This window comes from Cellulomonas massiliensis JC225 (assembly GCF_000312005.1).
GTDB classification, from domain to species: Bacteria; Actinomycetota; Actinomycetes; order Actinomycetales; family Cellulomonadaceae; genus Cellulomonas; species Cellulomonas massiliensis.
The window spans coordinates 490395-510201 of record NZ_HE978588.1 but is presented as its reverse complement, the minus strand read 5'-3'; the positions used below and the strand labels follow the sequence as shown (position 1 = coordinate 510201).

Annotated in this window: 21 protein-coding genes and 1 tRNA gene; 12 read left to right on the top strand and 10 right to left on the bottom strand. The window is 75.0% G+C overall.

Annotated features, from left to right (window positions below; translation table 11 throughout):
* Positions 1–431 (top strand): hypothetical protein (locus HGCM_RS16515; protein ID WP_040398910.1); only part of this gene is annotated, 431 nt, incomplete at its 5' end.
* 60 nt (positions 432–491) lie between these two features.
* On the opposite strand, the gene HGCM_RS16510 is transcribed toward HGCM_RS16515, so the two are convergent.
* Both HGCM_RS16510 and HGCM_RS02365 read right to left on the bottom strand, forming a co-directional pair.
* Positions 492–1628 carry an ABC transporter permease gene (locus HGCM_RS16510; protein ID WP_019135288.1) on the bottom strand — a complete coding sequence of 379 codons (1137 nt, stop codon included), beginning with the start codon at positions 1626–1628 and terminating at the stop codon, positions 492–494.
* On the bottom strand, positions 1625–2620 hold the full coding sequence (locus HGCM_RS02365; protein WP_019135287.1) for an ABC transporter ATP-binding protein: 996 nt from the start codon (positions 2618–2620) through the stop codon (positions 1625–1627). Before HGCM_RS02365 ends, HGCM_RS16510 begins: the two co-directional genes overlap by 4 nt.
* A gap of 206 nt (positions 2621–2826) precedes the next feature.
* Here HGCM_RS02365 and HGCM_RS02360 point away from each other — a divergent pair, with 206 nt between their 5' ends.
* From HGCM_RS02360 to HGCM_RS02340, 5 genes are all read left to right on the top strand, one after another.
* Complete coding sequence (locus HGCM_RS02360) at positions 2827–4098, top strand: aspartate kinase (RefSeq protein WP_026075209.1); 1272 nt, start codon at positions 2827–2829, stop codon at positions 4096–4098.
* Between the two features lie 5 nt (positions 4099–4103).
* Positions 4104–5165, top strand: a complete 1062-nt coding sequence (locus tag HGCM_RS02355) for an aspartate-semialdehyde dehydrogenase (protein ID WP_019135285.1) — start codon at positions 4104–4106, stop codon at positions 5163–5165.
* 100 nt (positions 5166–5265) lie between these two features.
* On the top strand, positions 5266–6624 hold the full coding sequence (locus HGCM_RS02350; RefSeq protein WP_019135284.1) for a sensor histidine kinase: 1359 nt from the start codon (positions 5266–5268) through the stop codon (positions 6622–6624).
* Positions 6612–7274, top strand: a complete 663-nt coding sequence (locus HGCM_RS02345) for a response regulator transcription factor (protein ID WP_019135283.1) — start codon at positions 6612–6614, stop codon at positions 7272–7274. Before HGCM_RS02350 ends, HGCM_RS02345 begins: the two co-directional genes overlap by 13 nt.
* Positions 7271–8179 (top strand): DUF4097 family beta strand repeat-containing protein, encoded by a 909-nt coding sequence (locus tag HGCM_RS02340; RefSeq protein ID WP_019135282.1) that lies wholly within the window; start codon positions 7271–7273, stop codon positions 8177–8179. Before HGCM_RS02345 ends, HGCM_RS02340 begins: the two co-directional genes overlap by 4 nt.
* A gap of 74 nt (positions 8180–8253) precedes the next feature.
* Here the strand turns inward: HGCM_RS02340 and HGCM_RS02335 are convergent.
* From HGCM_RS02335 to HGCM_RS02325, 3 genes are all read right to left on the bottom strand, one after another.
* Positions 8254–8327 (bottom strand) — tRNA-Pro (locus HGCM_RS02335).
* Positions 8328–8382: 55 nt separating this feature from the next.
* Positions 8383–9336 carry a metallophosphoesterase gene (locus HGCM_RS02330; protein ID WP_019135281.1) on the bottom strand — a complete coding sequence of 318 codons (954 nt, stop codon included), beginning with the start codon at positions 9334–9336 and terminating at the stop codon, positions 8383–8385.
* On the bottom strand, positions 9336–11831 hold the full coding sequence (locus tag HGCM_RS02325) for a penicillin-binding protein (protein ID WP_019135280.1): 2496 nt from the start codon (positions 11829–11831) through the stop codon (positions 9336–9338). The genes HGCM_RS02330 and HGCM_RS02325 overlap by 1 nt, the downstream gene beginning before the upstream one ends.
* Before the next feature lie 278 nt (positions 11832–12109).
* Here HGCM_RS02325 and HGCM_RS02320 point away from each other — a divergent pair, with 278 nt between their 5' ends.
* The 3 genes from HGCM_RS02320 to HGCM_RS02310 all read left to right on the top strand — a co-directional run bounded on the left by HGCM_RS02320 (position 12110) and on the right by HGCM_RS02310 (position 13133).
* Entirely contained in the window at positions 12110–12403 is a 294-nt protein-coding gene (locus HGCM_RS02320) for a WhiB family transcriptional regulator (protein WP_026075208.1), read from the top strand.
* Positions 12404–12474: 71 nt separating this feature from the next.
* On the top strand, positions 12475–12633 hold the full coding sequence (gene sp36, locus HGCM_RS19230; RefSeq protein WP_019135278.1) for a Sp36 family protein: 159 nt from the start codon (positions 12475–12477) through the stop codon (positions 12631–12633).
* Positions 12633–13133, top strand: coding sequence for a RidA family protein (locus tag HGCM_RS02310; RefSeq protein WP_019135277.1), 501 nt, complete (start codon positions 12633–12635; stop codon positions 13131–13133). The genes sp36 and HGCM_RS02310 overlap by 1 nt, the downstream gene beginning before the upstream one ends.
* A gap of 55 nt (positions 13134–13188) precedes the next feature.
* Here the strand turns inward: HGCM_RS02310 and HGCM_RS02305 are convergent, their stop codons facing one another.
* Both HGCM_RS02305 and HGCM_RS02300 read right to left on the bottom strand, forming a co-directional pair.
* Positions 13189–13866: a Crp/Fnr family transcriptional regulator gene (locus HGCM_RS02305; protein WP_026075207.1), complete on the bottom strand. Its 678-nt coding sequence runs from the start codon at positions 13864–13866 to the stop codon at positions 13189–13191.
* A gap of 171 nt (positions 13867–14037) precedes the next feature.
* Positions 14038–14445, bottom strand: a complete 408-nt coding sequence (locus tag HGCM_RS02300; RefSeq protein WP_019135275.1) for a hypothetical protein — start codon at positions 14443–14445, stop codon at positions 14038–14040.
* Positions 14446–14606: 161 nt separating this feature from the next.
* On the opposite strand from HGCM_RS02300, the gene nth reads away from it, so the two are divergent.
* The gene (gene nth / locus HGCM_RS02295; RefSeq protein ID WP_019135274.1) at positions 14607–15299 is read left to right on the top strand and encodes an endonuclease III; all 693 of its coding nucleotides are present in this window, start codon (positions 14607–14609) and stop codon (positions 15297–15299) included.
* A gap of 15 nt (positions 15300–15314) precedes the next feature.
* Here nth and HGCM_RS02290 read toward each other — a convergent pair whose 3' ends face one another.
* The 3 genes from HGCM_RS02290 to HGCM_RS02280 all read right to left on the bottom strand — a co-directional run bounded on the left by HGCM_RS02290 (position 15315) and on the right by HGCM_RS02280 (position 18361).
* Positions 15315–16247 (bottom strand): alpha/beta fold hydrolase, encoded by a 933-nt coding sequence (locus HGCM_RS02290; protein WP_019135273.1) that lies wholly within the window; start codon positions 16245–16247, stop codon positions 15315–15317.
* A 10-nt stretch (positions 16248–16257) separates the two neighbouring features.
* The gene (gene nhaA, locus HGCM_RS02285; RefSeq protein ID WP_019135272.1) at positions 16258–17538 is read right to left on the bottom strand and encodes a Na+/H+ antiporter NhaA; all 1281 of its coding nucleotides are present in this window, start codon (positions 17536–17538) and stop codon (positions 16258–16260) included.
* Between the two features lie 97 nt (positions 17539–17635).
* Positions 17636–18361, bottom strand: a complete 726-nt coding sequence (locus HGCM_RS02280; RefSeq protein WP_019135271.1) for a winged helix-turn-helix transcriptional regulator — start codon at positions 18359–18361, stop codon at positions 17636–17638.
* A gap of 247 nt (positions 18362–18608) precedes the next feature.
* Here HGCM_RS02280 and HGCM_RS02275 point away from each other — a divergent pair, with 247 nt between their 5' ends.
* Positions 18609–19343, top strand: a complete 735-nt coding sequence (locus HGCM_RS02275) for a hypothetical protein (protein WP_019135270.1) — start codon at positions 18609–18611, stop codon at positions 19341–19343.
* Between the two features lie 7 nt (positions 19344–19350).
* On the top strand, positions 19351–19807 hold a 457-nt coding region (locus tag HGCM_RS16505; RefSeq protein WP_019135269.1), incomplete at its 3' end, for a thioredoxin family protein.

Genomic DNA, 19807 nt, shown 5'->3' with positions numbered 1-19807 from the left:
ACCCGGTCGACGCGCTGCCGCGCGGGCGCGCCATCGGTGCGGCGGTCATCGCCTGGGTCGTCACCGCGCTGCTGGCCGCGACCTCCGTCTTCTTCCTCACGGTCTGGCAGGCCAACGGCCAGGCGCAGTTCGGGATCATGGCGCTGGACCAGCTGGTCGGCGCGGTGATCGTCGGCGTGTGCGCCTGGGCCACGACCGCGGCGTTCGCCCGGCGGGACACGAGCCGGATCGCGCTCGTCGCCCGCGTGGCGAGCATCCGGATGGCGGTGGCGCCGGTGCTCGTCTTCCTCGTCGCGGCGTTCGTCGGGGACGGCACGCCGGCGCGCGGCCTCGGGCCCGTCTTCGTGACGGTGGTGCTCGACCTCGTCGCCCTGCTGTTCGCCCGCAGCACCCTCTCGGTCGTCCGCGAGGTGGAGCGCGCCCGCGCCTGACCGACGCCCGGGCCGGCACCCCCCTGCGGGCGCCGGCCCGGACCCCGGCCCCAGGCGGCGTCAGGCGACGCGCGTGCCCCGGGCCAGCGTGCGTTGCGGCACCCGCAGCCGGCGGACGGCGACGACGAAGCCGACGACGCCCAGCGCGACGTTCGCGGCCAGGCCCCACGGCCACACCGGCGCACGCGAGACGGCCTGCGGCGTCACGGGGGACGTGGCCCCGGGCGCGGCGGACCAGCACTGGTCCTGCTCCACCTGCTCGCCGGCCCGCAGCTGGCGCACGCCCTGACGGATCGCGCCGAGCGGCTCCTGCGGGTAGTAGTCGTTCTCCGCGACGCCCTCCGCGGTCCCGGCGCCGTCGGCGACGACGACGAACGGGTTGAGGCCCAGCAGCCACCACGTCCGCTCGGTGCTCGCGACCGTCATGGGCACCGTCTGCCACTCGCACCCCGTGCCGTTCGCGTTCTCCGCCCAGACCCGCACGTCCCGCTCCTGCGAGATCGAGGGATACGTGAGGCCGAACAGCAGCGGCGTGAAGAGCACGAGCCCCGCGACGGTGACGAAGGTGAGCACCGTCGAGCCGGCCGTCCGGGCGACGACCGCCGACCAGCCGAGCCCGATGCCGCAGACGGCCGCGAGCAGGAGCGCCACGAGCAGCACCACGCGCACGATCGACCACGCCGGCGTGCCGCCCATCGCGAGGGCGAGGACAAGGAACGGCACGCTCACGACGAGGAACGCGCACGCGGCGGCCCAGGCGGCGAGCAGCTTGCCGGCGGCGATCTCGGCCGGCGACAGCAGCGTCACCTGCAGCGTGGCGAGCGTCCCGGCGTTGCGGTCGCCGTTGATCCCGGTCGACGTGAGCGTCGGCGTCACGAGCAGCCCGAGCCCGAGGACGAGGAAGGTCACGGCGCTGAACAGCAGCGGGCCCGTCTGCTCCGGCGTCGCGCCGTCGGAGCCGGAGAGCGCGCCGAGCGCCCCCGTCGTCAGCAGCGTGATGGCCCCGACGACGACGAACCAGACGACGAGCGCGACGATCCACCGCGTGGAGCGCACGCGCTGGCGCAGCTCGAGGACCGCGACCGTCCGGACGCCGGACCAGCCCAGGCGCCAGGTGCCGGACCGCCGCACCCCGGGCGCGGGTGCGCGCGCCGGCTGCGGGGCGCCCGTCTCGTCGAGCGTCACCTGCGTCGTCATCGCCGTTCCTCCTCGAGCGCCAGGTAGGCCTGTTCCAGGGAGCCGCCCGCGGGCGCGAGCGACGTGAGCGGCACGCCCGCGGCGACGGCGTCGCGGACGAGCTGCGCCGCGCCCTCGTCGCCGTCGACCTCGATCAGGACGCCGCCGGCGGCGGCCGGGTCCGGCGGGGTGAAGCCCGGGTCCTCGTGACGCCACTGCGCCCCGACGGTCGTGAGCCAGTCGGTGAGCGCGCCGAGGCGCAGCGCCCGGACGGTCCACGTGCGGCGGCCGGAGCGTGCGTCCACCACGGGCGCGTCGACGGTGCGACCGCGCGAGAGGAACACCGCGTCGTCGACCATCTCCTCGAGCTCCGTGAGCACGTGGCTCGAGACGAGCACCGTCTTCCCCTCGTCAGCGAGGCGCCGCACGAGCAGGCGCAGGTCGACGCGCGAGCGCGGGTCCAGCCCGGACGCGGGCTCGTCGAGCAGCAGGACCGACGGGTCGTGCACGAGCGCGCGGGCGAGCCCGAGGCGCTGCTTCTGCCCGCGGGACAGCACGCTCGCGGGCCGGTCGGCGAACTCGGCGAGGTGCACGGTGGCCAGCAGGCTCAGCGCCCGCTCGCGCGCCGCGGCCCGCTCGATGCCGTAGGCGGCCGCGAACGTCTCGAGCACCTCGCGCGCCGTCAGCGAGTCCCACGTGCCGAACGCGTCGGGCATCCACCCGGTGCGGGCGCGGGCGCCGCGGCTGTCGGCCAGCGGGTCGACGCCGCCGACGCGCACCTCGCCGGCGTCGGGCACGAGCAGGCCCGCGAGCACGAGCAGCAGCGTCGTCTTCCCCGAGCCGTTCGGGCCGACGAGCGCCGTCACGCGGCCGGCGCGGGCGTGCATGTCGACGCCGACGAGGGCATGCACGGACCCGAACGAGCGGGCGACGCCGCGCACGACGATGCCGTCGGTGGGCGGGCTCGGGGCGGGGTCGGGTGCGACGTCCGCGGGCAGCGAGGTCTCGGCCATGCGCCTCAACGTAGGAGCGGCCACCCGGCCGGGGCGTCATCCCGCGGGAGGACTGCGGCGCGCGCGGCCTCCTCCTGTCGGCCCACGGCGGCCCACATCGTGAGCGCCGTGGCGCGGGCGCGGCGGGCGTGCCTACGATCACGGCGACCTACTGGACCCGGCGGACCGTTGAGAGAGACGGTGGCCGGCGACTCAGGGAGCAGCACGTGGCACTTGTCGTGCAGAAGTTCGGCGGATCGTCCGTGGCGGACGCCGAGAGCATCAAGCGCGTGGCCAAGCGGATCGCCGAGGCCAAGCGCGCCGGGAACGACATCGTCGTCGTCGTCTCGGCCATGGGGGACACCACGGACGACCTGATCGACCTGGCCCAGCAGGTGACGCCGCTGCCCCCGCAGCGGGAGATGGACATCCTGCTCACGGCGGGCGAGCGCATCTCGATGGCGCTGCTCGCGATGGCGATCAACAACCTCGGCGTGAGGGCGAAGTCGTTCACGGGCCAGCAGGCCGGCGTCATCACCGACGCCGTGCACGGCCGCGCCCGGATCGTCGACGTCGTGCCCGTCCGGATCCGCGAGACGATCGAGAAGGGCCAGGTCGCGATCGTGGCCGGCTTCCAGGGCGTCACGCAGGAGACGAACGACGTGACGACGCTCGGCCGGGGCGGCTCGGACACGACCGCGGTCGCGCTCGCGGCAGGGCTCGGCGCCGACGTCTGCGAGATCTACACCGACGTGGACGGCGTGTTCACCGCGGACCCGCGGATCGTCCCCTCGGCCCGCAAGATCGACCGCCTGACCTATGACGAGATGCTCGAGATGGCGGCGAGCGGGGCGAAGGTCCTCGTCCTGCGCTGCGTCGAGTACGCGCGCCGCTTCGCCGTGCCGGTGCACGTGCGCTCGTCGTTCTCGAACCAGCACGGCACGGTCGTCGAGGGCCACATGCCCGAGGGAGGAAACGTGGAAGAGCCGATCATCTCGGGCGTGGCGCACGACCGGTCCGAGGCCAAGATCACCGTCGTCGGCGTGCCGGACGTGCCGGGCAAGGCGGCGCGCATCTTCGAGGTCGTCGCCAGCTCCGGCGTCAACATCGACATGATCGTCCAGAACGTGTCGGTCGCGCAGACGGGCCTCACCGACATCTCGTTCACGCTGCCGGCCGCGGACGGCGCGGCGGCGACGAGCGCGCTCACCGAGCACCAGCCCGACATCGGCTTCACGTCGCTGCAGTACGACGACACGATCGGCAAGCTCTCGCTCATCGGCGCCGGCATGCGCTCGCACCCCGGCGTCTCGGCGAAGCTGTTCGCCGCGCTCTCCGACGCCGGCATCAACATCGAGATGATCTCGACCTCGGAGATCCGCATCTCCGTGGTCACCCGCGCGGACTCGCTCGACGACGCGGTGCGCGCGGTGCACACGGCGTTCGAGCTGGACGCCGCCGAGAACGAGGCCGTCGTGTACGGCGGGACGGGACGGTGAGCGCCGTGGAGCAGGGACTGAGCGTCGCGGTCGTCGGCGCGACCGGGCAGGTCGGCGCGGTCATGCGCCGGCTGCTCGAGGAGCGCGACTTCCCGGTCGGCCGCGTGCGGTTCTTCGCGTCCGCCCGGTCGGCGGGCAGCACGCTGCCCTGGCGCGGCGAGGACGTCGTGGTCGAGGACGTCGCGACGGCGGACCTCTCCGGCATCGACCTGGCGCTGTTCTCCGCGGGCGGCGGCACGTCGAAGGAGCACGCCCCGCGCTTCGCGGCGGCCGGTGCGGTCGTCGTCGACAACTCGTCGGCGTGGCGCCGCGACCCCCAGGTCCCGCTCGTCGTCTCCGAGGTGAACCCGGACGCGCTCGACGAGATCCCGCTCGGGATCGTCGCGAACCCGAACTGCACGACGATGGCCGCGATGCCGGTCCTCAAGGTGCTGCACGAGGAGGCGGGCCTGCGCCGGCTCGTCGTGTCGACCTACCAGGCCGTCTCGGGCTCCGGCCTCGCCGGCGCCCGCGAGCTCGACGGGCAGATCCGCGCCGCGGTCGAGCAGGACACCCTCGCGCTCGTCCACGACGGCTCGGCCGTCGCGTTCCCGGAGCCCGAGAAGTACGTCGCGCCGATCGCGTTCGACGTCATCCCGCTCGCCGGCTCGATCGTCGACGACGGCCTCGAGGAGACCGACGAGGAGCAGAAGCTGCGGCACGAGTCGCGCAAGATCCTCGCGATCCCCGACCTGCTCGTCTCGGGCACGTGCGTGCGGGTGCCGGTGTTCACGGGCCACTCGCTGTCGGTCAACGCCGAGTTCGAGCGCCCGATCAGCCCCGCCCGCGCGCGCGAGCTGCTCGCCGACGCGCCGGGTGTGCGGCTCGAGGACGTCCCGACGCCGCTCAAGGCCGCCGGTGCGGACCCCTCGCTCGTCGGCCGCATCCGGGCGGACGAGGGCGCGCCCGAGGGCCGCGGCCTTGCGCTGTTCATCAGCAACGACAACCTGCGCAAGGGCGCGGCGCTCAACGCCGTGCAGATCGCGGAGCTGCTCGCCGCGCGGCTGGCGGCGCGCGCGTCCGCCTGACGGCTCGCGTGCCTCCGGACCGGGGGTAGGGGTACCCCTACCCCCGGTTCGGGGGGATGCCGCATGTCGTCGCAGGTCGCGGGGGCCCTAGCGTCGTGGCATGACCTCGACGACCACCCCGTACCCGTCGCTCGCCGACGACGCGCGCCTCGTCGCCCCCGCGTTCACCAGCCCGCGTGAGCTGACGCGCGCCCCGTGGGCCGGCGCGACCTGGCGCGGCGTCTCGCAGACCGTCATCGGCTTCTTCTGGCTGCTCGCGGTCGGGATCGTCGCGATGGTCTACGTCGCGACGAGCGCCGGGCTGGTGCCCGTGTTCCTCCTCGGCCTCGCGATGCTGGCGCTCGTGCCGCTCGCGAGCCGGGCGTTCGCCCGCGCCGAGGGGGCCCGGCTCGCCGCGCAGACGGGCGCCGTCGTCCCGCCCGCGCCGCCACGCCGGCCGGAGCGCCCGGGCTTCTGGGCGTCCCTGTCCGCGCTCCTGCGCGACAGCCGCGCCTGGGGCGCCGTGCTCTACGCGGCGGTCTCGGTCTTCACGACGACGCTCGCCTTCGTGCTGGTGACCGGCCTCGGCGGTGCCGGCCTGGCGGCGATCGCGTCGCCCCTCTACGGGCCGGGCGAGATCGTGTCCGACTGGTTCGGGCGTCCCCGCGCCGTGCAGTGGCTCGCGCTCCTCGTCGGCGGCCTCGTCGTCGTCTGGCTCGCGGCGCTCGTCGCGCAGGCCGCCACGCTCCTGCAGGTCCGCATGGCTCGCGGCATGTTCGGTCGCTCGCGGGCGTCGCTGGAGCTGGAGGCGGCCGACGCCGCGCGGGCCCAGGCCGAGGTCCGCGCCGCGCACGTCGAGCAGACCCGCTCGCAGGTGGTCGACGCAGCCGACGACGAGCGCCGCCGGATCGAGCGCGACCTCCACGACGGCGCGCAGCAGCGGCTCGTCGCGCTCGGCGTGGAGCTCGGGGCGGCGAAGCGCCGCGCCGCGGGCGACCCGCAGGCGGCCACGGAGGCCCTCGACCACGCCCACCGCGAGATCAAGGAGACGCTCGCGGAGCTGCGCGACCTCGTCCGGGGCATCCACCCCGCCGTGCTCACCGACCGCGGCCTGGACGCGGCCCTGTCGGCGCTCGCCGCGCGGACCCCGGTGCCGGTGACGGTCGACGTCGCCGACCCCGACGCGCTCACGCGCTGCGGCCAGGGCGCGCAGGCCGCCGCCTACTTCGTCGCCGCCGAGGCGCTCACCAACGTCGCCAAGCACGCCCAGGCCCGGTCCGCCCGGGTGTCGGTGCGCTGCGCCGACGGCCGGCTGCGTCTCGTCGTCGCCGACGACGGCCGCGGTGGGGCGAGCGCCGCCCCGGGCAGCGGCCTCGAGGGGCTGCGCTCCCGCGTCGCCGCGCTCGACGGCTCCTTCGACCTCGCCAGCCCCGCCGGGGCCGGCACGACGCTCACCGTGGAGGTGCCGTGCGCATCGTGATCGCCGAGGACTCGGTCCTCCTGCTCGACGGCCTGACCCGGCTGCTGACCGCCGAGGGGCACGAGGTCACGGGCTACCGCACCGCCGACGAGGCGGTGGCCGCGCTCGGCCCGGCCGCCGGGGTCCCCGACCTGCTCGTCACCGACGTCCGCATGCCGCCCTCGCACACCGACGAGGGCCTGCGGGCGGCCATCCACCTGCGCAGCCTGCACCCGCGGCTCCCGGTCCTGGTCCTGTCCCAGTACGTCGAGCAGCGCTACGCCCGCGAGCTGTTCGCCGGCGACGTGCGCGGCCTCGGCTACGTGCTGAAGGACCGCGTGGCCGACGTGGAGGAGCTGCTCGACGCCGTCGACCGCGTCTCCGGCGGCGGCACCGTCATCGACCCGGAGGTCGTCGCCCAGATCATGGCCCGAGCCACCCGCACCGGACTGGAGGAGCTCACCCCGCGCGAGCGGGAGGTCCTCGCCCTCATGGCGGAAGGCCGGTCGAACACGGCCATCGCCGACCGTCTCGTCGTCGGCCTGCCGGCCGTCGAGAAGCACGTCACCTCGATCCTCACCAAGCTCGGGCTGCCGCCGGACTCCGACGACCACCGTCGCGTCCTGGCCGTGCTGCGCTGGCTCGAGCACCACCCGAACGGAGAGTCATGACCACCGTGATCGACGCCCCCGCGACGGCCCCGACGCCGCCGCTCAGCCCTCGGTCGCCGCTCGGCCGCGGGCTCCTGTGGACCGGCGCCGTGCTCGGCGCCCTCGCGATCGTCTGGACCGCCCTGACGACGGTCGGCCTCATCGGCTCCCAGCGGGCCGCCGGCTCGGAGCACCACGACGCCGCCGGCACGGTGGAGCTCGTCGCGGACGGCGACGTCACCGTGGTCGGCGCCGACGTCGACGGCGTGGACGTCGAGCGCCGGGCGTGGTTCGCCTTCCGGGCCCCCGTCTACTCCGCCGCAGCCGGCGACGACCGGCTCGTCGTCTCCTACCGCTGCCAGCTCGACTGGCTGTGGGAGTGCCGCAGCTCGCTGGACGTGACCGTCCCGTCCGGCACCCACGTGGTCGTCCGGACGAGCGACGGGTCCGTCCGGGCGCGCGAGCTCGTCGGCGACGTCGAGGCGCGCTCCAGCAACGGCCGGGTCGAGGTGTACGACGTCGACGGCTCCGTGCACGCGCAGTCGAGCGACGGCGCGGTCGACGTCCGGCTCGTGACCGGGCCGGTGGAGGCGCGCACGAGCAACGGCTCGGTGGTCGTCGCCGGTGCCGCCTCGGTGAGCGCCCGCACCAGCGACGGCTCGGTGGACGTCATGGACGTCGAGGGCGCCGTCCTCGCACGCTCGAGCAACGGCGCGGTGCTCGTCGAGAACGCGCGGGGCGACGTCGAGGCGACCTCCAGCAACGGCGCGGTCACCGTCTACGGCACCGGCACGCCGGTGGCGCTCGACATCAGCACGAGCAACGGACGGCAGACGGTCTCGGCACCCACGGACCCCGCGTCCGACGTGCACGTGACGATCCGCTCGTCCAACGGCTCGGTGGCCTTCCTCGGGCCGCGCAGCTGAGACCTCCCGGGGCGGAGGGGCCCCGGGACACGACGAAGGCCTGGCCGGATCACCGGCCAGGCCTTCGTGCTGTGTCGGGGTGGCGGGATTCGAACCCACGACCTCTTCGTCCCGAACGAAGCGCGCTACCAAGCTGCGCCACACCCCGTGTGAAGCGGGCCCAGCCTAACGGACGACCGGCCTCGCGACGAAACCGGATCCCCTCAGCCGAGCGGCGCCAGCGTCAGCAGCGTGGCCTCCGGACGGCAGGCGAAGCGCACGGGCGCGTACGGCGACGTGCCGAGCCCCGCGGAGACGTGCAGCCACGTCGAGCCGGCGCCGCCGGGGCGGTCCGGGCGCGGGCCCGGCCAGCCGCTGAGCCCCTTCGCGCGGCCCCGGTCGAGGTCGCAGTTGGTGATGAGTGCCCCGAAGAACGGCACCGCGAGCTGGCCGCCGTGCGTGTGACCGGCGATGACGAGGTCGACGTCGTCGGCGTGCATCGCGTCCAGCACGCGGCGGTACGGGGCGTGGGTGACGCCGAGGTGCAGGTCGACCGGCGCCTCGCCGGTCCGCGCGTCGTCGGGCCCGCCGGCGGCCGGCAGGTCGTCCCGGTCGAGGTGCGCGTCGTCGGTCCCGACGAACGACAGGCGCCGCCCGTCGACGTCGAGCGCGCCCCGGTGGTTGTCGAGGTCGAGCCAGCCCGCGGACGTGAGACGGCTCACGAGCTCGCGCCACGGCAGGTTCGCGGTGCGGTGCACGTGCGTGCGGGCGTCGGGGAGGAGGTAGCGGGCCGGGTTCTTGGGCTTGGGGGCGCGGTAGTCGTTCGAGCCGAGGACGAACACGCCGGGCGTGCCGAGCAGCGGGTCGAGCGCCTCCATGAGCGGGCCCATCGAGTCCAGGTGCGCCCAGTTGTCACCGGTGTCGACGACGAGGTGCGGGTCGAGGCGCGCGAGGTCGCGGACCCACGCCACCTTGTCCTGCTGGCTCGGCGTGAGGTGCAGGTCCGAGACGTGCAGGACGCGCAGGGGCGCCTGGCCGGCCGGGAGCACGGGCACGGTCACCTCGCGCAGCGTGTACCAGCGCGCCTCGAGGAGCGACCAGGTGACCGCCGCGGCGCCGGCGGCCACGACCGCCCCGGCGCCGCGCAGCAGGGCGGCGCCGGGTGAGGGAGCTGCCATCAGTCGTCGTTGTCGCAGATCGGCGCGTCCGGCAGCACCGCGCAGATGCGGTCGCTGGTGTCGCGGCCCGGCCGGTCCTTGCCCCGGCCGTTCCCGTTGCCCTTGCCCTTGCCCTTGTCGTCGTCCCCGTTGTCGCCGTCGCCGCCGCCGGACCCGCTGGACAGGTACACCCAGATGGTGCCGCCCTTGGAGGCCTGGTTCTTCGGCGACTGGTCGGCGATCGTCCCCTCGGGGTAGTTCGAGCTGCGCCGCTCGCTCGCGACGCTCATCTTGAACCCGGCGCCCTCGATCGTCGCGCGCGCCTGGTCGACGGTCATGCCGATGACCTGCGGGACGCCCTGGCGCTGGCCGTAGATCTGGTCGTCGTCGGCACCCGCGAACGCCGGGTTGTCGTCGCTCTTGCCGAGCGTCGCCTGTGCGTAGTCCCACCAGATCGGGCCGGCGACCGTCGCGCCGTAGAAGTACCGGGCGTACGTGCTGCCGATGGTCATGAACCGCATCGGCTTGAGCGCGTCGGCGTAACCCATGGCGACCGCGGTCGAGCGCTTCGGCGTGTAGCCCATGAACCAGTTGAAGGTGTTCTCGTTCGCCGTGCCGGTCTTGCCCGCGGCGGGGAAGCCGGGCTGGCCGAGGTCCTTCGCGGTACCCGTCCAGACGTTGGACAGGGCGTAGTTGATCGCGCTGGCGTACTTGGAGTCGATCGCCTTGTGGCAGTCGGCCGAGGGGACCTCGAGCTCCTTGCCCTCCTTGTTGACGACCTTGCTGATCGCGACCGGCTTGCAGTAGGTGCCGTTCGACGCGAAGGTCGCGAACGCGGCGGCCATCGTGAGCGGGGCGACGGTGTCGGTGCCCAGCACGTTCGAGGGCAGGACCTGCGGCTTGTCGTTGCCGTCGACGGGCCGCGCGCGGTGCACGCCGAGCTCGGCGGCGCCCTCGAAGATGTTGCAGAGGTTGAGCTCGCTCGCCATCCGCACGTACGCCGAGTTCACGGAGTTCTTCGTCGCGTTGAGGACCGTCATGTTGCCGGAGCCCGGCTCGGCGTTGCCGAACTTGTAGGTCTCGTACGGGTTCAGCGCGGTGCACGGCGCGTTGAAGTCGGAGAACGGGTACTCGAACTTCGAGGCGTTGACCGTCTCGTTGAGCGAGTGCCCCGACTTCAGCCACTCGAGCAGCGTGAAGGGCTTGTACGTCGAGCCCGGGCTGAACCCGCGGGAGCCGCCGTACGCCTGGTCGGTCGCGTAGTTGACCGACGTCTGGCGCGACTTGCTCTCGGACGTGTTGTTGTAGATCCGGTTCTGGGCCATCGCGGTGACCTCGCCCGTGCCGGGCTTGACGGTCACGACGACGGCGGCGACGCCGCTCTTGTCCTTGATCGGCACGTGCTTCGTCACGGACTTGTACGCGGCCTTCTGCTCCTTCGGCCGCAGGGTCGTCGTGATCGTGAGCCCGCCGCGGTAGAGCAGCTTGAGCCGGTCGTCCTCGGTCTTCCCGAAGGCCGGGTCGTTGCGGATGATCTTCGTGACGTAGTCGCAGAAGTACCCGGAGCCCTTGACGTTCGAGTCGGCGTTCATGCAGCCGAGCTTCGGCTCCGAGATCTTGAGCATGTCCTTGATCTTGCGCGAGGAGCCCTCCTCGAACTGCTCGTCCGTGATGTAGCCCTGCTGGCGCATGAGCTCGAGCACGGTGTCGCGGCGGTCCTTGGCCTCCTTCGGGTTGCGGGAGGGGTCCCACCGCGAGGGGGAGCGGGTGACGCCGGCGATGAGCGCGGCCTCGGCGAAGTCGAGGTCCTTCGCGTGCTTCGAGAAGTAGTAGTTCGCGGCGGCCTCGACGCCGTACACCGACACCCCGAACTGCGCGATGTTGAGGTACTTCTCGAGGATCTCGTCCTTGGACATCTGCTTCTCGATGGTGATGGCGTACTTCGCCTCACGGAGCTTGCGCGCGTAGCCCTCGGCGCCCTCGTCGTCCTTGGCCTCCTGCAGGGCCTTGAGCTGCTCGGCGCGCGTGTCCTTCGACATCGCCTCCTCGATCAGCACGTTCTTCACGTACTGCTGCGTGAGGGTGGAGGCGCCCTCCTGCACGTCGGACGACATCGCGTTGCGCACCGCCGCGCGGAGCATGCCCTGGGGGTCGACGCCGGCGTGCTCGTAGAACCGCTTGTCCTCCGTCGCGATCACGGCCTTCTGCATCGGCTCGGCGATCTCGGAGAGCGGGACCACGACGCGGTCGCGGATGTAGAACTCCGCGAGCAGCGTGCCGTCGGCCGCGAGGATCGTCGACTTCTCCGGCAGCGGCTGCTGCTCCAGCACCGACGGCAGCTCGTCGAACGCGGTGGAGGTCAGGTCGGTCACGCCGTTGGCGACGGCGACCCCGGGCAGCACGGTGCCCGCGAGGAGCACCCCGCCGGTCGCGGAGACCAGGACGAGCGACAGCAGGAGGGCGAGCGCCTGGCCGGCGTTGACCCGCCCGCCCCGTCTGCGAGCAGGAGTCGGCATGCCCGTCAGGGTAGTCGGCCCGCCTGAGAGCGCGCCCGCGTGTGGAGGTTTCGCGGCCCGACCTGCACCGGACCTGCACAAGACGGACGTCTGCCCAGGTCAGAGGCCATTTCGGACCCCCACGAACCACCCGATCGGCCCCCATCCGGGCAGGTGGTGACCCGAACGGGGTATCGCCTCGCGAATCGCGCTGCCGCTAGGTTCCGGCCCTAGGACACGCCGCGCCCCCCCGCAGCCAGCAGGTCCGCTCCGCACACCCGTACCGCCGTGGAGGCATCGTGCCCCTCTCCGCCCTCGACGGCCACTGGACCGCGCAGGCTGCGTGCGGCAGTGGTGACGTCTCACCCGACGCCCTCTTCGTGGAGGGCGCCGCCCAGCGCCAGGCCCGCAACGTCTGCACGCGCTGCCCCGTCCGCCTCATGTGCCTGGCCGACGCGCTCGACAGCCGCATGGACTTCGGCGTCTGGGGCGGGATGACCGAGCGGGAGCGCCGCGCGCTGCTGCGCCGCCGGCCCGAGGTCCGGTCGTGGTGGGACGAGCTCGTGGGGGAGAAGGAGACGGTCGACGCCTGACCGTCCGGCGGTCCGGCCCGGGCCGCCGCGCTGCGCCCGCCGTGGGCAGCGGCCGCCGCTAGGGTGTCGCCATGGCGACCCGCTGGGAGTACGCGACCGTTCCGCTCATCATCCACGCGACCAAGGCGATCCTCGACCAGTGGGGGTCGGACGGCTGGGAGCTCGTGCAGGTGGTGAGCGGCCCCGACGGCGGCCTGGTCGCCTACCTCAAGCGACCGCTGGACGCCTGATGGGCGTCGCCCGGCGCCTCGCCGAGCTCGGCCTCGAGCTGCCCGCGGTCGCGGCGCCCGTCGCGGCCTACGTGCCCGCGGTGCGCACCGGCGCGTACGTCTACACCTCGGGCCAGCTGCCGTTCGTCGGCGGGGCGCTGCCCGTCACGGGCAAGGTCGGCGCTGCGCCCGGGCTCGTGGAGCCCGAGGCGGCGGCCGAGCAGGCGCGCGTCGCGGCGCTCAACGCGCTGGCCGCCGTCGCCGACCTGGTGGCCCGCGAGGGCGGCCCGTCGGGCGCGGACGCGCTCGACCGCGTCGCGCGCGTCGTGAAGGTCGTCGGGTTCGTGGCCAGCGACCCGTCGTTCACCGGGCAGCCGGGCGTCGTCAACGGGGCGAGCCTGCTGCTGGGCGAGCTGCTCGGCGAGGCGGGCGTGCACGCGCGGTCCGCCGTGGGCGTCGCGGCGCTGCCGCTCGACGCGCCGGTCGAGGTCGAGCTCGTGGTGGAGCTGCGCGCGCACTGACGCGGGTGCAACCGCGCGGGGCCGCCGCTCAGGGGCGGCGGCCGCCCGGCGCTCGTCAGCGCGCCCGGCGCTCCAGCCGGTCGACGTCGAGCAGGACCACGGCGCGTCCCTCGCGGCGGACCCAGCCGCGCGCGGCGAAGTCGGCCAGCGCCTTGTTCACGGTCTCGCGCGAGGCGCCGACGAGCTGCGCGAGCTCCTCCTGCGTGAGGTCGTGCGCGACGCGGATGCCCTCGTCCACCTCCACGCCGAACCGCGTGGACAGGTCCAGGAGGGCCTTGGCGACGCGGCCCGGCACGTCGGAGAAGACCAGGTCGGCGAGCGCCTCGTTGGTGCGGCGCAGCCGGCGGGCGAGCGACTGCAGCAGGTGCTGGGCGACGCCCGGCTTGTCGGCGAGCCACGTGATGAGCTCCTGGTGCCCCAGCTCGAGCACGACGGCGTCGGCCACGACGGTCGCGGTCGCGGTGCGCGGGCCCGGGTCGAACAGCGACAGCTCGCCGAACATCTCGCCGGGGCCGAGCACGGCCAGCAGGTTCTCGCGGCCGTCGTTCGAGCGCCGCCCGAGCTTGATCTTGCCGTCGCGGACGACGTAGAGCCGGTCGCCCGGCTCACCCTCGTGGAACAGGACGTCGCCCCGGCCCAGGTCGATCACCTTCATGGACGCGATGAGCGTCTCGGCTGCCTCGGGCTCCAGCCCGGCGAACAGCGGGGCGGACAGCGCGACGTCGTTCTCCACCGTGATCTCACCTCTCCGGACGGCCACGTCCAGGCGACGCGGCGCGTCGCTCATCCTCTCGCGGGTCGCGCGGCGGGTCGAGGACCTGCCGTGCGACCTCCTCAGTGTGCCCCATCCGGGTGCCTGCCCGCGTCGCGGGGCGACGGGCGCGGGGCCGGGCCGGGCGGCGCGTCAGCTCCGGCTGAACGGCTCGTGGAGCACGGCGACCGTCGTGGCGGGGCTGTGCGCGAGCCGCTCGATGAGGTCGTCGGTGGTGCGCACGAGCGCGTCGTCGACGCCCCGGGCGTAGTGCGCCAGCCGCTCGTCCAGGCTGCGCAGCTGCTCCAGGCGGGCCATCTCGCCGGGGCGGTCGATGCCGTCCAGCGCGCCGTCGAGATCGGTGAACGCGGGCGCGTCGAACGCCGTCGAGAACGGGACGTCCTCGATGCCGAGCGCCTCCGGCCGGGCCGCCGAGGCGACCGCGAGGTCGATGCGGGCGCGCACGATCCGGCGCCACCAGCCCACGCGTGCCTGCTCGGCACGCAGGGCGCGGCGGTCGGCGCGCAGGTCTCGGACGCGGTGCTCGGTCGGAGCCGTCATCAGGGCAGGTCCTCCTCGGTCTCGCTGGCTCATCGGCCGCAGTGGTGGGAGGACTTGAGCGTCGCCGCAGGTCATCACCCTGCGCTCACCCGCTGGGAGCAACGCAGGGCCTCCGCCGCGGCGGCGGCGGACGTGTCGGCGGCCCGCCGTACGCTGCGGGGGTGACGACGGCGGAGAGCGACCTCGCGCGGACGCGACGCGCCCGCCGCATCGACCGCGCGCTGGCGGTGCGGTACCCCGACGCGCGGTGCGAGCTGGACTTCCGGGACGCGTTCGAGCTGCTGGTCGCGACGGTGCTGTCGGCGCAGACGACGGACGTGCGGGTCAACCAGACGACGCCCGCGCTGTTCGCCCGCTACCCCTCGGCCGCGGAGCTCGCCGTCGCGGACCCCGAAGAGCTCGAGGAGCTGCTGCGTCCCACCGGGTTCTTCCGGGCCAAGGCGAAGGCGGTGACGGGGCTCTCGCAGGCGCTCGTGGAGCGCTTCGGGGGGCAGGTACCCGGCCGCCAGGCCGACCTCGTGACGCTCCCCGGCGTGGGCCGCAAGACCGCGAACGTCGTCCTCGGGCACGCCTTCGGCGTGCCGGGGATCACCACCGACACGCACGTGCTGCGCCTGTCGCTGCGCCTGGGCCTCACGGCCAGCGAGGACCCGCTGCAGGTCGAGCGGGACCTCATGGCGCTGCTGCCGCGCCGGGACTGGACGGCGGCCTCCGACCGGCTCATCTTCCACGGCCGCCGCACGTGCTTCGCCCGGCGCCCGGCCTGCGGCGCGTGCCCGGTCGCGGCGCTGTGCCCGTCGGCCGGCATCGGCGAGGTCGACCCGGTCCGCGCGGCGGCGATGCTCAAGGGCTGAGCGCGCCGGGCCGCGTCAGAGGGGCGCGACCTCGGAGAGCCAGTCGAGCAGCGCCCGCGTCACCTGGTCCGGCGCCTGCTCCGGCAGGTAGTGGCCGGCGTCGCGCAGGAGCTCGAACCGGTAGCCGGGCCCGACGAGCCGCGCGACGTCCGGCGAGAGCGCGGCGTGCGCCGCCGGGTGCAGGCCGTCGCGGCCGCCGTGCAGCTGGAGCACGGGCAGGGGGACCGTGCCTTCCAGCGAGAGCCGGTAGCGGCGCCCGTCCGGACGCGGCACCGAGCGCACGAGCCAGCGCAGCTGCTCCATCTGGCTGTGGGCCGCGAAGGGCACGCGGACGGCGCGCGCGTACGTCGCCGCCGCCTCGTCGTCGGGCCAGCCCGGCACGCCGCCCCACTCGACGAGGAGCCGCCGCGCGAGGTCGCCCCGCACGAGCGCCCGCTCCGGGAACGACGGCAGCTGCACGAACCCGAGCCGGCGCACGGCGCCGGCGCGCAGGGCCGCGCGCGGGCTCGTCGCGGTGTCGAGCGGGTGGGGCGCCGAGAGGACGGCGATGCCCCGCAGCACGCCGGGGTGTCGTCCGGCGAGCGCCCACGCGACCTGCCCGCCCGTGCCCACGCCGGCCACGACCGCCCGGTCCGCGCCGAGGGAGCGGACGACCGCCGCGACGTCGGCCGCGAGCGTCGGCACGTCGTTGCCGTGCGGTGGCTTGTCCGAGCCGCCGGCGCCGCGCACGTCCATCGCGACGGTCCGGTAGCCCGCCTCGGCCAGCGCCGGGAGCTGGTGGCGCCAGGCCCACCAGAACTGCGGCACGCCGTGCAGGAGCACGACGAGGGGCGCGTCGCGGTCGTCGGGACCGCTCGCGGTGAGGTGGAAGCGGGCGCCGTTCGCGGCGACGAACCGGTGCTGCCACGGCCCGTCGAGCAGGAGGCTCGCGGCGTCGACGGTGGTCATCGGTGCGAACCTACCCGTCCGCGGCGGCCGGGTGCGACGAGCGCCGCCGGCCCCGCCACGCGAGCGCGGTCCCGCCGAGCGCGGCCGCGAGCGCGGACGCGACGAGCACCGCGACGACGACGTGCTCGTCGTGCGCGCTGCCCGCACCGAACGCGAGCTCGCCGACGAGCAGGGACACGGTGAACCCGATGCCGGCGAGCATCCCGACCGCACCGACGTCGGCCCAGCCGAGCTGCGGGGCGAGCCCCGCACGCGTGAACCGGCTCACCAGCCACGTCGCCGCGAGGATGCCGAGCGGCTTGCCCACGACGAGCCCGAGGACCACGCCCTGCGCCACCGGGTCGGCCAGGGCGCCCGAGACCGCGGCGGCGCTGAGCGGGACGCCGGCCGCGAAGAGCGCGAAGACCGGGACGGCGACGCCGGCGGACACGGGCCGCCACCGGTGCTCCCAGCGCTCGGCCAGCGACTCGTCCGGGTCGGCCGGCAGCCGGCGCGCCCGGCGGGTCGCCGCGGGGGAGGCCGGCACGACGAGCCCGAGGGCCACGCCGGCGATCGTGGCGTGCACCCCGGACGCGTGGACGAGCACCCACGCGGCGACCGCGAGCGGCACGAGCACCCACCACGGCGCTCGCAGGCGTCGGACGCCGAGCGCGAAGAGGGCGACGGCACCGGCGCCCGCGGCGAGGTACCCGAGCGCGATCGTGTCGGTGTACACCACGCCGATGACGACGATCGCCAGCAGGTCGTCGACGACGGCGAGCGTCAGCAGGAAGGCCCGCAGCGCCGGGGGCAGCCCGCGGCCGACCAGCGCCAGCACCGCGACGGCGAACGCGATGTCGGTCGCCGTCGGCACCGCCCAGCCCTCGGGGGCGCCGCCCGTCGCCCGCAGGTTGACGGCGAGGTAGAGCACGGCGGGGACGGCCATGCCGCCGACCGCCGCGACGACGGGGACGACGGCGGTCGCCGGGTGGCGCAGCTCCCCGACGGACAGCTCGCGCGCGAGCTCCAGCCCGACGACGAAGAAGAAGATCGCCAGCAGACCGTCCGAGGCCCAGGCGGCGACGGTGAGGTCGAGGTGCAGGACGGCCGGGCCGACGACCGTCTCGCTCACCCGCTCGTAGGAGTCGGGGGCGAGGTTGGCCCACAGGAGCGCGGCGGCGGCACCGAGCAGGAGGAGCCGGCCGCCCGCGCTCTCGGAGCGCAGCGTGTCGAGGAAGTTCCGCTCGCCGCCCGGCGTGAGGGCAGCGAACAGGCGGCGGGGCGAGGTGTCGGGCGTCTCGGGAGCGGTCACGGCGGGCCTTCCGGGCAGGCGTCAGGGGCTCGCCGACCAGGCTTCCCGGCACACCAGGTGCCCACGGTAGCCCGCCCGTGGGCGGCGGGCCGACGCGTCAGGCGTCGAGCGGCTGGCCGACGGCCTCGCGCTCGTCGACGGGCCCGCGGCTCTTCGGGGGGTCGAAGCGGTAGCCGACGTTGCGCACCGTGCCGATGAGCTGCTCGTGCTCGGGGCCGAGCTTCGCGCGCAGGCGCCGGACGTGGACGTCCACCGTGCGCGTGCCGCCGTAGTAGTCGTAGCCCCAGACCTCCTGCAGCAGCTGGGCCCGCGTGAAGACGCGCCCGGGGTGCTGCACCAGGTACTTGAGCAGCTCGAACTCCTTGTAGGTGAGGTCGAGCGGGCGGCCCCGCAGGCGGGCCGTGTAGCCGCCCGCGTCGATGGTGAGCTCGCCGGACGAGATCTCCTGGGGCGCGTCGTCGTACGCGGACGTCTGCGCGCGCTCCATGACGAGCCGGAAGCGCGTCTCCACCTCGGCGGGGCCGGCGGACTCGAGCACGATGTCGTCCGCCCCCCACTCCGCGGTGACGACCGTGAGGCCGCCCTCCGTGAGGACGAGCACGAGCGGGACCGTCAGGCCGGTGGCCCGCAGCAGGCGGCAGGTCGTCCGGGCGGTGACGAGGTCACGGCGCGCGTCCAGCACGACGATGTCCGCGTCGGGGGCGTCGACGAGCGCAGAGGGCTCGACCGGCAGCACGCGCACGCGGTGCGAGAGCAGCCCGAGGGCGGGGAGCACCTGGGCGGAGCCGCCCGACGCCGGGGTGAGCAGGAGCAGGTCTGCCACGGGTACCTCCGTGGGTGGGGTGGCGTCAGGCTACCGCGCGCCCCGCCGGCGGCGGGGAGACGTCCGTCGCACGGGCGATCCCCGCGGGTCGCGCGCCCGTCATCTGCGACAATCGTCGCCGTGCCCCTCGCCTCGACGCCCTCGCGCCTGCCCGCCCTCGGCGGCCGTGCCGGCGGCGGCCCCGCGACGGCCCGGCCGGCCGTGCCGCGCGCGCGGGCACCTCGACCGGTGACGGGGCGCTAGCGCGATGCCCGTCGCCACCCGGGCGGTCGTCACGGCCGCGCTCGCCGCCGTGGTCGCGGTCGCCGGCTACCTCGGCGGGCTCGCCGTCGCGATCGCGTGCGGCCTCCTCGTCGTCGGCATCGCGCTCGGCTGGCCCGCGCTGGCCGACCTGCCCTCGCGCGTCGGGACGTCCGTCGTCGTCGGGCTCGGCGGCCTGGGCGCGGTCACCGCCGTCCACCTGACGGACGCGCAGCCCTACCTGCGCGACCTGCCGGCCGTGTTCGCGGGCGCGGTGCTGCTCGCGTTCCTGGCCGAGCTCGCCCGCCGCGACGGCCGCACCCGCCTGGTGGAGTCCGTCTCCGGCACGGTGGCCGGGACGCTCGTCGCCGTCGCCGCCGCCGGCTGGGTCGCGATCGGCCGCTCGCCCGGAGGCCTGTCGCTCGTCGTCGGCGGCGCGCTCGCCCTCGCGGTCGCGGCGGCCACCGTGGCGCTCGCGGTGCCGGTGTGGCTCGGCGTCGTCATCACCGTCGGCTCCGCCACCGTGGCGGGCGTGCTGGGCTCGCTGCCGCTGCCCGGGATGGGGCTCGCGACCGGAGCGCTGCTCGGCCTCGCGGTCGGCATCCTCGTCGCCGCGCTGCACGTGCTGCTGGACCGGCTGCCGGCGCTCGAGGACCGGTGGCCCGCGATCGCGGCGGTCACCCTGCCGGTGACGGTGACCGGCGTCCTCGTCTATGTCGTCGGCCGCGTGCTCGTGGGATGATCGGCCGGTGCCCCAGGTCCTGACCGTGCTCGGCGTGCTGGTGCTCGCCACGCTGCTCGGGCTCTGGTGGCGCTCCCGCAACGGCCGGTTCACGGCCGTCGCGGCGCCGGTGCTGGCCGCCGCGCGCGAGGGACGCGCACCGGCGGAGGACCTGCGGGCCGTCGTCGGGGAGCTGGGGGAGCGCGCGACGTTCGTGCAGCTCTCGAGCGAGGTCTGCGCACCGTGCCGGGCGACGGCCCGCGTGCTCACCACGCTGGCGGCGCAGGAGCCCGGCGTCCGGCACGTCGAGCTCGACGTGGCCCAGCACCTCGACCTCGTCCGGACCCACGACGTGCGGCGCACGCCGACCGTGCTGGTGCTCGACGCGGCCGGCACGGTCGTGGGCCGCACGTCGGGCGCGACCGACCGGGCCGCCGCCCTCGCCGCGCTGGCGGCCGTCCCCGCGGCGGACGCCGACGGCGCCA